Annotated in this window: 12 protein-coding genes and 2 tRNA genes; 11 read left to right on the top strand and 3 right to left on the bottom strand. The window is 72.1% G+C overall.

The genetic code is table 11. From position 1 onward, the window contains the following. Positions 1–68 precede the first annotated feature (68 nt). From E1211_RS02300 to E1211_RS32290, 7 genes are all read left to right on the top strand, one after another. The gene (locus tag E1211_RS02300) at positions 69–608 is read left to right on the top strand and encodes a PadR family transcriptional regulator (protein ID WP_132344851.1); all 540 of its coding nucleotides are present in this window, start codon (positions 69–71) and stop codon (positions 606–608) included. Positions 609–783: 175 nt separating this feature from the next. After that, positions 784–1,395 (top strand): ABC transporter ATP-binding protein, encoded by a 612-nt coding sequence (locus tag E1211_RS02295; RefSeq protein WP_243709298.1) that lies wholly within the window; start codon positions 784–786, stop codon positions 1,393–1,395. A gap of 1 nt (position 1,396) precedes the next feature. Next, positions 1,397–3,172 (top strand): ABC transporter permease, encoded by a 1,776-nt coding sequence (locus E1211_RS02290; RefSeq protein WP_165947143.1) that lies wholly within the window; start codon positions 1,397–1,399, stop codon positions 3,170–3,172. Between the two features lie 167 nt (positions 3,173–3,339). Continuing rightward, positions 3,340–3,570 (top strand): DUF2188 domain-containing protein, encoded by a 231-nt coding sequence (locus E1211_RS02285; RefSeq protein ID WP_132344847.1) that lies wholly within the window; start codon positions 3,340–3,342, stop codon positions 3,568–3,570. Between the two features lie 142 nt (positions 3,571–3,712). Next, positions 3,713–4,192: a DUF2975 domain-containing protein gene (locus tag E1211_RS02280; protein ID WP_132344845.1), complete on the top strand. Its 480-nt coding sequence runs from the start codon at positions 3,713–3,715 to the stop codon at positions 4,190–4,192. Next, positions 4,192–4,398 carry a helix-turn-helix transcriptional regulator gene (locus E1211_RS02275; protein WP_076472788.1) on the top strand — a complete coding sequence of 69 codons (207 nt, stop codon included), beginning with the start codon at positions 4,192–4,194 and terminating at the stop codon, positions 4,396–4,398. Before E1211_RS02280 ends, E1211_RS02275 begins: the two co-directional genes overlap by 1 nt. A gap of 88 nt (positions 4,399–4,486) precedes the next feature. Then, positions 4,487–4,660 (top strand): hypothetical protein, encoded by a 174-nt coding sequence (locus E1211_RS32290; protein ID WP_165947142.1) that lies wholly within the window; start codon positions 4,487–4,489, stop codon positions 4,658–4,660. Between the two features lie 33 nt (positions 4,661–4,693). On the opposite strand, the gene E1211_RS02270 is transcribed toward E1211_RS32290, so the two are convergent. Next, entirely contained in the window at positions 4,694–5,920 is a 1,227-nt protein-coding gene (locus E1211_RS02270; protein WP_132344843.1) for a CdaR family transcriptional regulator, read from the bottom strand. Positions 5,921–6,179: 259 nt separating this feature from the next. Here E1211_RS02270 and E1211_RS02265 point away from each other — a divergent pair, with 259 nt between their 5' ends. From E1211_RS02265 to E1211_RS02250, 4 genes are all read left to right on the top strand, one after another. Beyond that, positions 6,180–7,520, top strand: a complete 1,341-nt coding sequence (locus E1211_RS02265; protein ID WP_132344841.1) for a nicotinate phosphoribosyltransferase — start codon at positions 6,180–6,182, stop codon at positions 7,518–7,520. Between the two features lie 285 nt (positions 7,521–7,805). Then, complete coding sequence (locus E1211_RS02260; RefSeq protein WP_132344839.1) at positions 7,806–9,038, top strand: SGNH/GDSL hydrolase family protein; 1,233 nt, start codon at positions 7,806–7,808, stop codon at positions 9,036–9,038. Between the two features lie 12 nt (positions 9,039–9,050). Further along, positions 9,051–10,055, top strand: coding sequence for an alpha/beta hydrolase family protein (locus tag E1211_RS02255; protein WP_132344837.1), 1,005 nt, complete (start codon positions 9,051–9,053; stop codon positions 10,053–10,055). Positions 10,056–10,226: 171 nt separating this feature from the next. Continuing rightward, complete coding sequence (locus E1211_RS02250; RefSeq protein WP_132344835.1) at positions 10,227–11,357, top strand: erythromycin esterase family protein; 1,131 nt, start codon at positions 10,227–10,229, stop codon at positions 11,355–11,357. A gap of 173 nt (positions 11,358–11,530) precedes the next feature. Here E1211_RS02250 and E1211_RS02245 read toward each other — a convergent pair. Both E1211_RS02245 and E1211_RS02240 read right to left on the bottom strand, forming a co-directional pair. After that, positions 11,531–11,603: transfer RNA gene (locus E1211_RS02245), tRNA-Arg, on the bottom strand. A 1-nt stretch (position 11,604) separates the two neighbouring features. Beyond that, a tRNA-Ser gene (locus tag E1211_RS02240) sits at positions 11,605–11,694 on the bottom strand. Positions 11,695–11,822 lie beyond the last annotated feature (128 nt).

Here is an 11,822-nt window from a genome sequence, read left to right as displayed (position 1 = left end):
GCGGGCGAGCGATTTGACAGCGCTATAGCTAGCGGTTATCTAATATCGGTCGACGGAGGTGCGCTCGGGTGCAGGATGTGGTGCTGGCCATGCTGGCGAAGGAGCCGGCGTACGGCTACGAGCTGCGCGCCCGTATCCGGGGCGCGCTCGGCCCGCTCGGCGAGGCGATGAACGCCGGGCAGATCTACGTGACGCTGGCCCGGCTGGCCAAGGCGGGTCTGGTGACCTCGCAGCACGCCGAGGGCCTCCCGGACCGCCCCGACCGGCGCGTCTACGCGTTGACTCCGGCCGGACAGCAGCGGGTCGCCGCGTGGCTGACCGAGGTGAGCTGGCCGAAGCCGGACCTTGCCGAGTTCCATCTCAAGCTGGTGGCCGCCGCTGCCGGCCGGCTGGCCGATCCGGTGGCGTTGGTCGACGCGCAGCGGCGCGAGCTGCTGCGCCGGTTGCGGGATGCCCAGCGGGCCGCGTTGGAGCGGTCGGTGGATCCGGTTGCCGGATTGTTGCTGGAGGGGGTCGTGCTGCGGCTGAGGGCCGACCTGGAGTGGCTGGAGGCGTGCGAACGCATGTGGACCGAACGCGACCGGACCCGACGGAAGGCGACTCCATGAGCGCGCGCACCGAGCGAGACGGGGACCGCGCTGGTGTGCCCGGTGGCGCCGCGTGACCGAGTCGGCGCTGCTGCGGACCCACGGGGTGAGCAGGTGGTACGGCCAGGGGAGCGCGCTGGTCCGGGCGGTCGACGAGGTCGATCTGGGGGTACCCGCCGGGTAGACGCTCGCGATCATGGGGCCCAGTGGCTGCGGGAAGTCCACCCTGTTGCACCTGCTCGGCGGGCTGCAACGCCCCACCCACGGCGAGGTGTGGCTGGCCGAACACCGGATCGACACGATGAGTGAGCGAGCCCTGGCCCGGTTGCGGCGCCACCATGTCGGCTTCGTCTTCCAGTCGTTCCACCTCATGGACGAACTCACCGCGGTGGAGAACGTCGAGCTGGCGGCGTTGCTGGCCGGGCAGTCGCCGCGCCGGGCTCGGCAGCGCGCCATGACCCTGCTGGACCGGGTGGGGCTCGCCGACCGCGCCAAGCACCTGCCGTCGGCACTGTCCGGCGGCCAGCGCCAGCGGGTCGCGATCGCCCGCGCGTTGAGCAACGAGCCGTTGGTCGTGCTGGCCGACGAGCCCACCGGGAACCTGGACAGCGCGGCCACCCTGGAGGTGTTGCGGCTGTTCGAGGAGCTGCGTACCGGAGGGCAGACGCTGGTGGTGGTCACCCATGACGCGCGGATCGCCGCGGTCGCGGACCGGATCATCTCCATGCGGGACGGGGCCTTCGTCGACGACAGCCGGCTCGCCGGCACCACCGTCGGCACGGGCACGGTCTACGGCGGGTGGCGCTGAGATGACCGGACGCCTGCTGCTCGTGTGCCGGCTGATGGTGCGGGACCTGCGCCGGCGGCGCACCGAGACCGTACTGCTGCTGCTCGCGATCAGCGCCGCAGCCGGGACGCTGACCCTCGGCCTCGCCCTGGACAATGCTCTCGCCCGTCCGTACGAGCGGACCAGGGCGGCCACCGCGGGTCCGGACGTGGTGGCGACGCCGGTGACGACGGGCCCGGATGCTCTGGCCGCTCTCGCGCCGCTCCCCACCGCGCCCGGGGTCACCGCACACAGCGGCCCGTACCCGATGGCCTATCTGATGATGACCGCCCACGGTAGGACCGTGCAGACGGTCGTCCAGGGCCGCGACGCCTCCCCGGCGGCGCTCGACCGGCCGGTGGTGACCGACGGGACCTGGGTACGCCCGGGTGGCGTGGTCATCGAACCCACCTTCGCCAACGCGCTCGGCGTCCATACCGGCGACACCGTCGAGGTCAACGGCCACCCGCTGCGGGTGGTGGGCACCGCGGTCACCGCCGCCCGAGCCGTCTACCCGCGCGCGGACTGGCGCTTCCCGGGCAGCATTCTCGTCCAGTCCTCCGGTCTCGTCTGGGTCGACAGTAGCCAGATCGGCACGTTGGCCGACGGCCAGCGGCTCTCCTACACCCTGAACCTGAGATTCGTCGACCCGCACGCCAGCACCTCCTTCCACAACATGCTCAGAGACGGGATCGAGTACCACAGCTGGACGGCGATCGCCGACTCGAACGGCAGGCTCGTCAGACAGGCGCACAGGGCCCTGCTGATCGGCAGCTGGCTGCTCACCGCCCTCGCGGTGGCGAGTGTCGCCAACATCGTCGCCGGCCGCGTCGTCGACCAGCGCCGCCGGGTGGGGCTGCTCAAGGCCGTCGGTGCCGGACCAGCCATGATCGCCGGCGTCCACCTCGCCGAATACCTCGTCCTCGGGCTCGTCGCCGCCGTCATCGGCCTGACCGCCGGCTGGCTCACCGCGCCCGCGTTGACCAACCCCGGCGCCGGACTCCTCGGCGCCACCGGCGTCCATCCGCCCGCACTGCGTACGGTGATCACCGTCACCGCTCTCGCCCTCGCCATCGCCGCCGCGGCGACCCTGGCACCTGTGCTACGCGCCGCCGCCACCGACACAGTCCACGCGCTGGTCGACGCCGCCACCTCACCGCGCCGCCGCCGCTGGCGCGTCTGGCTGTCCCGCCGGATGCCCGCCGCCCTGCTGATCGGGGTACGCATCAACGCCCGCCGCCCCCGCCGCGCCCGACTCGTCATGGTGAACACCCTGGTCACCATGACCGCGCTCGCCGCTCTGCTCATGGGCCTGGCGCAGGATCGGCAGGTCGACCTCGGGGAAACGGAGCTGGCCAACCCCAAGGAGACGCGAACTCTCCAGGCCATGCTCCTCGTCGTCGTCGTGCTCTGCGTCCTCGCGCTCGTCAACGCCATCGTGAGCACCTGGACCGCGGTCCTCGACGCCCGTCACCCCCTGGCAGTCGCCCGCACGCTCGGCGCCACACCCGTCCAGGCCAGCGCGGGCATGGCGGTGGCGCAGCTCCTTCCCGCGACGCTCGGCGTCGCGCTCGGGGTTCCGCTCGGCATCGGGCTGTACCTGACGGTCTCCATGGGTGAGATCCGGTATCCACCCGCTTCGTGGATGCTCGCCGTAGCGCTCGCGGTCCTGCTCGCCGTCGCCGTACTCACCGCCCTCCCCGCCCTGGCCGCGACCCGACGCCCGGTCGCGGACGTCCTTCGGTCCGCACGCGCCTGACCGGCCGCCGGCGGCTACCGCCTGGTCACCGGCAGCAGACCGGGTGGCCCTGCCCGCGCCCGGCCGCGCACCCTGCGGGGCCTCGTGCGGAGGTGGGCAGACGTTTGAGGAAGTCGGCCCGGGGCAGGTATTCGTGACCGACCATGCGATCGAGGGAGGTCACGGTCATGTCGAAGGGCGACGTCGAGACGTACCAGGAGGACGGTCAGTGGAAGAACCGTCCTGAGGGCAACGAGCGCGCCAGCAGCACGCACGACACCAAGGCGGAGGCGGCGGCCGCCGGCCGGGAGACGGCCGTCCAGCGCGGCACCGAGCACGTGATCAAGAAGCAGGACGGCACGATCGGGGAGCGGAACACGTACCCGCGCAGCCGCGATCCACGCGACATCGAGGGCTGAGGGGTTCCCCTCCGCCGGATCGGGTGGCGGCCGGACGTCCGGCCGCCACCCGATGGTCGCGACCGGTCAGGGTGCCCTCGGCGGGCCGCACATAATCCTCGGACCTATTGACTTTCGATAGGTAACGAGTGATAGTCGATGCATGGTGACGGAACGTCGGGCGGTTGCCGCTCTCAGAGTCTTCCTCGTGTTGCTGTTCGGGATCCTGGTCCTGTTCCAGACCATGTCGCTACCCGGACAGTTCGCCCACATGGCCAAGGAATCGCCGGAGGACGCCTACCTCAGGTGGCCGTTGACCGCCATCACGGTGTTCTGGGTGCTCTGCGTCCAGGTGGTCATCGTGGCGACCTGGAAGCTGCTCAGCATGGTCAAGAAAGACCGGATCTTCAGCCAGCCCGCCCTGGCGTGGGTCGACGCCATCGTGTGGGCCATCGCCGCCGCCTGGGTGGTGCTCCTGGGTGTCTTCCTCTACGTCGGGTTCCGGGCGGACGATCCCGGGGCTCCACTCGTGCTCTTCCTGCTGCTCATCGGGGTCGCGGTCATCGGGCTGCTGATGGTGGTCATGCGTGCCCTGCTGCGCCAGGCCACCACCCTGCGTACCGACATGGAAGCGGTGATCTGATGCCGATCGTCGTACGCATCGACGTCCAGCTGGCCAAACGCAAGATGAGCGTCGGTGAGTTCGCCGAACGTGTCGGGCTCACCCCCGCGAACGTCGCGGTGCTGAAGAACGGCCGCGCCAAGGCCGTCCGGTTCAGCACCCTCGAAGCCATGTGCCGGGTGCTCGACTGCCAGCCCGGTGACCTCCTCGAATGGGTCGAGGAGTGAGCACCTCGCCCCACCGGCCGGAGAACTCGACCGCCGGCGCGCCCGCCCACGAGATCGGCGCCGGGACCGGCCGCCGGAAGGAGCCCCGATGAGGTACGTCATCCTCGCCCCCGTCGCCCTCCTCGCCATCGCGATCGGCGTCGCCGCCGTCGTGTACGGCGAGGCCGACGACTCCCCGGGCCTCCAGCTCCTGGGCGCCCTGCTCGTGATCGCCACGATCGGGTTCGGAGTGCGGATGATCCGCCGCGACGGGCGGCAGTGACGCCGCGCCGGCGCCCCGGCACGGCGTGCTCCGTCACTCCTCCGGGTGGTACGCGCCGGTCAGCCGGCCCAGCTTGAGCGCCAGGTGCAGGCACAGCCGCTCGTTGCCGTCCTTCAGGTCGGTCTCGGCCAGCTCCTCGATCCGTTGCAGCCGGTAGTAGAGCGTGGTGCGGTGCAGCCGCAGCTGTTCGGCGGTGGCGTGCGCGTTGCCGGCCAGGTCGAGGTAACGCTCCAGGGTCCGCAACAGCACCGGGTTCGGCTGCTCGCGCAGCAACCGTTCCAGGCCCGGATGCACGTCGGCCATGTCGAGGTGCCGCCCCTCCAGCCGGGACAGCACCCGGTAGATGCCCAGACCCGACCAGGAGACCACCCCGCCGAGAGCCGGTAGCCGCACGCCGACCCTTGCGGCCTGCAACGCCTCCCCGTACGACCCGAAGGCCTCGGCCAGGCCGGGCCGCGTCTGCCCGATCCCGACGACGGCGCGCTCGATCGAGCCGAGGCCGCGGGTCGTGTGCCGCAGGTTGTCGTCGAGCAGCTTCGCGGCGACCTCGGGGGAGGGGCGTCCCGCGCCGCGACCGCAGGCGATCAGCAGCACCCCGTGGTCGTCGCGGACCAGGTGCAGCGCGTCCCGGGTGCCGACCCACCGCCGGGTGGTGACCAGCGCCTGCTCCAGGGCGAGCCGGGCGAGCTCGTCGAGCGGATCCCCGTCGGCGGCGACGAGCTGCGCCACGAGGGCGGTGGCCGAGCCGTCGGCGATCATGCCGGCCTCCCGGAGGGCGCGCACCGACCGGACGCGGGTCGCCTCGTTGTCGGAGAGCAGCGTACGCGCGGCCTCGGTCTCCCGCTGCGAGGCCAACTCGCCGAGCAGGTTCTCCCGGTAGAGCGCCAGCGACAGCTCGCTCATCAGGCCGGTGGCGGCGATGTCCGTGTCGGCCATGGTGGCGTCCGGGTCGATGAACCAGACGAACCCGAGCAGCAGGTCCTGGTGGCGGATCGGTACGCAGACCCGTGGCAGCAGGTCCAGCTCCCCGGAGGCCGGTGTGCGTACCGGCTCGCGGGCGTCCATGATGCCGACGTTGCGGAACCAGGCCATCACCTCCGGGGTGGTCTGCCGGCGCAGGATCGAGGCGCGCCGTACGTCGTCCATCGGTCCGTTGTGCTCGCTGTAGACCACCACCCGTTGGCGCCGGTCCTCGATCAGCGCGGGTCGTCCTGCGTACGCGGCGAGCGCGTCGACGAGGCGTTGCAACTCATCCTGCATGGCATTCCTCCGGTCACCTCCTCGCTGGACCTCACACGGTGGACTGGTACCCACCGGTGCGGCCTACCGAGCCTGAAGGCCCGGCCGCGCCAAGGCCGCACAGAACGATCATGCTTGTCGGCATCGACGGGGACAACCGCCTACCGGCACGTAGCCGGCGCTGGCGCCCGCTGGTCGGGATGCGCCGTCCGGGATCTCCCGTTTCCCACACATCCCGACTCCGCATCCACCACAGTGGTGCCGTGGCGGAGGAGGCGAGATGAGCGGGCTGCGGACCGACCTGTACGAGCTGCGGATGGCCGCCAGCTACCTGCGGCAGGGAATGACCGAGCGGGCCACATTCAGCCTCTTCTCCCGGCGGTTGCCGCCCCGGCGGGGCTTCCTCGTCGCCGCCGGGCTGGCCGAGGCGCTGACCTTCCTGGAGGAGTTCGCGCTCGACGCGGACGACCTCGACTACCTGCGTCGGGTCGGCGGCTTCGACCGGTCGATGCTGACCGCGCTGTCGGCGCTACGGTTCACCGGCGACGTCTGGGCCGTGCCGGAGGGCCGGGTGGTCTTCGCCGACGAGCCGCTGCTGGAGGTCACCGCGCCGATCGCCGAGGCGCAGCTGGTGGAGACCGGCGTCCTCAACCTGATCACCTTCCACACCACGATCGCCAGCAAGGCCGCCCGCTGCCGCATCGCCGCCGGCGACGCCCAACTGATCGACTTCGCGTTCCGGCGTACGCACGGGATCGAGGCCGGGGCGGGTGTCGCCCGGGCGTCGGCCATCGCCGGCTTCGCGGCGACCAGCGACGTGGAGGCGGCCGCCCGCTACGGGCTCACCCCGTCCGGCACCATGGCGCACTCCTACGTGGAGGCGTTCCCCGACGAGCGCTCGGCGTTCCGGGCGTTCGCCACCGACTTCCCGGCCGACCCGATCTTCCTGGTGGACACGTACGACACGCCGGCCGGGGTGCGGGCCGCCGTCGACGTGGTCGAGGAGCTGGGGCTTGCCGGCCCGTTCGGTGTACGGCTCGACTCCGGGGACCTCGCGGCGCTGGCCCGGCAGACCCGGGCGATCCTCGACGAGGCGGGGCTGGCCCGGGGCCGGATCGTGGCGAGTGGCAGCCTCGACGAGGACGTCATCGCCGGCCTCGTGGCGGCGGGCGCGCCCATCGACGGGTACGGCGTGGGGACGAAGATGGGCGTCTCCTACGACGCGCCGTCGCTGGACAGCGCGTACAAGCTGGTGTCCATCGGGGACCGGCCGGTGCTGAAGCTCTCGCCCGGCAAGGTCACCCTGCCCGGCCCGAAGCAGGTGTTCCGGGACACGTCCGGCGTCGCGTGTGACGTGGTCGGGCTCCGCGACGAGCCGGTACCGGCCGACCGGGAGCCGCTGCTGGTGCCGGTGATGCGCGACGGCCGCCGCCTCGACGCCTGTGCCCCCGCCGACCAGGTGCGGGCCGCGCGGCGCCGATTCGAGGCGGAGCTCACCTGGCTGCCCGTGTCGGCGCGGCGGCTGACACAACCGCAGCCACTGACCGTCACGGTCAGCCCGGCGCTGGCGTCGCTGCACGACCGGGTGGCGGCCGAGGCGGGCCGGGGCGGCAGCTACTGACCGCGCTCGCCTCGATCGCCGCCGGGGGCGAGCCAAGGGCGTCCCCGCACCCCCGGACCGGGGCCCGCGGCGCGCCGTCGCCGGTGTGCGCCGCGGGCCAGAGCATCGTCATGTGTCAATAGCCGCTGATCGCAGCCGCTGCCGCCGCTCGGCTCAGCCAGCCGCCCGCTCGTCGCGCCGACCGCACCGACCGCCGTCGATGCGCTGTCGGATGATCACGGTACGTGATTTCATCACCCCCGCCGGCCGGCGACCCCACCGAGAACTCGAGACGAGGAGCTGGACGTGACATCGAGACGTCTACGAGTACGCCTCTGCACCGCCGCGGCGCTCACCGCCGTGATCAGCCTCCTGCCCGCGAGCGCCACCGCGCAGTCCCACGCCCGCGCCGACTGGATCGGCAGCTGGACGGTGGCGGTGGCCGAACCGAGGACCACCGGCACGTCGGCCACCGGGTTCACGGACACCACGCTGCGGCAGGTCGCGCACCTGTCGATCGGCGGCGACAGCATCCGCGTCCGCCTCAGCAACGTCTACGGAACCACCCCCCTGGCCATCGCCGCCGTCACGGTGGCACCGCGCTCCGGCGGGTCGGGAACGCCGCAGGTGACCGAGCCGGCCCTGCGCCCGGTGACGTTCGCGGGCGTTCGGTCCGTGACGATCCCCGCCGGAGCCGAGTGGTGGTCCGACCCGCTGCGCATCCGGGTCGCCGCGAACTCGGACCTGGTCGTCAGCACGTACCTGCCCGGTCCCACCGGCCCGACCACCTGGCACCCGGCCGGCTTCGCCACCTCCTTCCGCGCCACGGGCGACGCCACCACGGACACCGGCGGCGCCTTCACCCCGCTGGACACCGCGCGATACTTTCTCTCCGGCGTCGACGTCCTCTCCCGGGCGGCCGGATCGGTGGTGTTCTTCGGCGACTCGATCACCGACGGGGTCGTCTCGACCGTCGACGCGAACCTGCGCTACCCGGATCAGGTGGCCGACCGGCTGGCGCAGCGGCCCGAGGCCCGACGCTGCGGCGTCCTCAACGCCGGAATCAGCGGTAACCGGCTGCTCGCCAACGCCGGCTCGGCGGGCGACTCCGCCCTCGCGAGGTTCGACCGGGACGTGCTCGGGCAGGCCGGCGTCCGCTCGGTCGTGCTGCTGGAGGGCATCAACGACATCGGCAACAGTCGCGGCGCCCTCGAACCGGAGCAGCTCATCGCGGTGTACCGGCAGTTCATCGCGCGGGCGCACCAGGCGGGCATCCGCGTCGTGGGCGCGACGATCCTGCCGTACGAGGGCGCCGGCTACTACAGCGCGGCCGGTGAGGCCGACCGGCAGGCGGTCAACCAGTGGATCCGCACCTCCGCCGAGTTCGACGCGGTGGTCGACCTCGACGCCGCCACCCGCGACCCGGCGAACCCCGGCCGGATCAACCCCGCGTACGACTCGGGGGACCACCTGCACCCCGGCGACGTCGGTTTCACCGCCATGGCGCGGGCCGTGGACCTCGGCGCCGTCTGCCGGTAGCGGGGAGGCGACATGAGAAGAACCTCGATGCTCCGCGCCGCGCTGGCGGTCGGGCTCGTGCTGGCCGGGCTCGCCGTGCCGGCGCCGGCCCTCGCCGCCGCGCCCGTCCGGGCCTCCGACGGGGCGTACGTGGCGCGGGAGACGACCGTCGGGCCGCGCCTGGTCGACCTCACGATCCAGTCGCCGGCCCTCGGCGCGACGGCGAACGTCCGGCTGCTCACCCCCGACGGGTGGGAGCAGCGCCGGCGTGGCGACAGGTGGCCGGTGCTCTACCTGCTGCACGGCTGCTGCGACTCCTACCTGAGCTGGACCCGCTCGACCGACGTCGCCAGCATTCCCGAGCTGCGGGACGTCCTCGTCGTCATGCCCGAGGCCGGCGCGGCCGGCTGGTACAGCGATTGGTGGAACGGAGGCGAGGGCGGCACCCCGGCATGGGAGACCTTCCATCTCCGCGAGGTACGCCAGATCATCGAGCGGGGGTACGGCGCCGGCCCGGAGCGCGCGGTGGCCGGGCTGTCGATGGGCGGTTTCGGCGCCCTCTCGTACGCGGCCCGGCACCCTGGGATGTTCCGCGCGGCGGCGTCCTTCAGCGGCGTCCTGCACCCGTTGCGGGACGCCTCGTTCTGGTTGCCCTTCTTCGGGCGCACCGGGCTCGACCCGTACGACCTCTGGGGTGACCCGGTGGCGCAGCGGCGGCTCTGGGCGGCACACGACCCGTACCACCTCGCGAAGCGGCTGCGCCACGCGGCGCTCTTCGTGGCCAGCGGTGACGGCACCGCGGGCGGGCCGTTCGACCAGCCCGGCGCGACGGACAGCCTGGAAGCGCTCATCCACCAGGAGAACGTCGACGTCGTCGAGCGGCTGCGCGAGGTGGGTGTCTCCGTCGAGACCGACTTCTACGGTCCCGGCACGCACAGCTGGCCGTACTGGCAGCGGGAACTGCACCGGGCGCTGCCGATGCTCTTGGACGCGCTGGAGACGCGGCGCGGCGCGGCGGTCCACTCCGCCGAGCGGTAGCCATGGGGGGCACCTGCCGCCGCCGACCAGCGGGTGCCCCCACCACCAGCACCGAGTGCCTGCTCCGATCACGGGCGAGCCGGGTGAAACCTGGTTGAGGCTTCGTTACTGGCCCACGCGCGTCGTCGCTGAAAAGCCTCAACCGAGGTTTCAACGCTACGGTTGAGACACATGAGCCAGGACATACGACAGCTGGTACCCCAGCCAGGTGACCTTCTCGCCCTGGGCGAGCCGACCCACCGGGAGCCCGCCTTCGGCGCGATCCGCAACGAACTCTTCACCCAACTGGTCGAGCTCGGCTTCCGCTCGATCGCCCTCGAGACCGACCGGGTGGCCGCGTTCGCCGTCAACGACTACGTCCTGCACGGCACCGGAAGCCTCGCCGCGGTGATGACCGAAGGCTTCTCCCACGACTTCGGCGCACTGGACGCCAACCGGCGGCTGGTCGCCTGGATGCGGGAGTACAACCGGAACCGGCCGGCACCGGAGCGACTGACCTTCCACGGCTTCGACGCCCCGACCGAGAACACCAGCGCGCCCAGCCCGAGGAGCTACCTCGAGTACGCGCGCGACTATCTCCACCTCGAGAACCTCGACATCGCAGGCATCGCCGGGGACGACCACCGGTGGAGCCGCACCGAGGCGATCCTCGACCACGCCGAGTCCATGGGCGCCACGCCCGAAGCCGAGCGGCTGCGGCGCGTCGGCGAGGACCTGCTCACCCGGCTCCACGCCCGCGCGCCGGAGCTGATCGCGGGAAGCTCACGGGACGAGTGGCTCCGGGCCAGGACGCACCTCGACGCCGGCCTCGGGCTGCTCCACTACCACTGGCAAGCGGCGCAGCCGCTCCCGCAGAGCGAACGGATCTGCCTCCTGCTCACCACCCGGGACACGTGGATGGCGCGCAACCTGCTCGACATCCGCGCCGTGGAGGCGAGGCGCGGCCCGACGATGCTCTCCGCGCACAACTCCCACCTGCAACGGAACGCGAGCTCCTGGAGCCTGGGCGACCTGAACGCCGACTGGTACGGCGCCGGGGCCATCGTCGACTCCCTGGGGATCGGCGACTACACCTTCATCGCCGGCAGTCTCGGGCGCAGTACGGCCCTCGAACTGGGCGAGCCCGCGCCGGACACCTTCGAGGGGCACCTGCGACAGCGTGTCACCGGCTGGGGTCTCCTCCCGGCGGCCGAGGTGACCCCGGCCCGCCCGCGTACGGACACCACCCCACAGCAGGGCTACTTCCCGCTCGACCAGGCGACCGTCGACGCAGCCGACGCGATCCTGCACATCGCCGGCTGAAGCGCTAGATCAACTCGACTTCCTTGAGGGGGCATCCGCCGACCTGGATGCCCCCTCAAGGCAATCGTCGATCTGGCGACCGCTCGGGGTGAGGCGCTGCTGCCACTACCCGCCGCAGCCGGTCGGACCGGCCCCGGCTCGGCCGTTCATCGGACGCCCGAGTGCGGCGTTCGTGCCCCCGGAACGATTCGAACGTCCGGCCTCTTGATTCGTAGTCAAGCGCTCTCTCCGCTGAGCTACGGGGGCGTGGCGAAGGGTGGGAGATTCGAACTCCCGGCGGGGGTCAACCCGCTCCGCGTTAGCACCGCGGCGCCATAGGCCACTCGGCCAACCCTTCGTGCAATGACCGAACGGAAAAGCCGCCCGATCCCTTCGCTGGGTGGGCGGCTTCCGCGTGTTCGGTCGCGGTCAGTCGCGCCACCGGCTCGGGCGGCTGGGAACGGAGGAGGCGGCGATGGCTCGGCG

It is taken from the genome of Micromonospora sp. 15K316 (assembly GCF_004348525.1).
GTDB lineage: Bacteria > Actinomycetota > Actinomycetes > Mycobacteriales > Micromonosporaceae > Micromonospora.
Note: the sequence above shows the minus strand (reverse complement) of the source record. Positions and strands in the feature narration are given on the sequence as shown.

Excerpts from the sequence above, each read along its gene's own strand:
- E1211_RS02295 (WP_243709298.1), top strand. The coding sequence starts at position 784 with ATGGGGCCCAGTGGCTGCGGGAAGTCCACCCTGTTGCACCTGCTCGGC.
- E1211_RS32290 (WP_165947142.1), top strand. The coding sequence starts at position 4,487 with ATGAGGTACGTCATCCTCGCCCCCGTCGCCCTCCTCGCCATCGCGATC.
- E1211_RS02255 (WP_132344837.1), top strand. The coding sequence starts at position 9,051 with ATGAGAAGAACCTCGATGCTCCGCGCCGCGCTGGCGGTCGGGCTCGTG.
- E1211_RS02290 (WP_165947143.1), top strand. The coding sequence starts at position 1,397 with ATGACCGGACGCCTGCTGCTCGTGTGCCGGCTGATGGTGCGGGACCTG.
- E1211_RS02265 (WP_132344841.1), top strand. The coding sequence starts at position 6,180 with ATGAGCGGGCTGCGGACCGACCTGTACGAGCTGCGGATGGCCGCCAGC.
- E1211_RS02280 (WP_132344845.1), top strand. The coding sequence starts at position 3,713 with ATGGTGACGGAACGTCGGGCGGTTGCCGCTCTCAGAGTCTTCCTCGTG.
- E1211_RS02275 (WP_076472788.1), top strand. The coding sequence starts at position 4,192 with ATGCCGATCGTCGTACGCATCGACGTCCAGCTGGCCAAACGCAAGATG.
- E1211_RS02250 (WP_132344835.1), top strand. The coding sequence starts at position 10,227 with ATGAGCCAGGACATACGACAGCTGGTACCCCAGCCAGGTGACCTTCTC.
- E1211_RS02285 (WP_132344847.1), top strand. The coding sequence starts at position 3,340 with ATGTCGAAGGGCGACGTCGAGACGTACCAGGAGGACGGTCAGTGGAAG.
- E1211_RS02270 (WP_132344843.1), bottom strand. The coding sequence starts at position 5,920 with ATGCAGGATGAGTTGCAACGCCTCGTCGACGCGCTCGCCGCGTACGCA.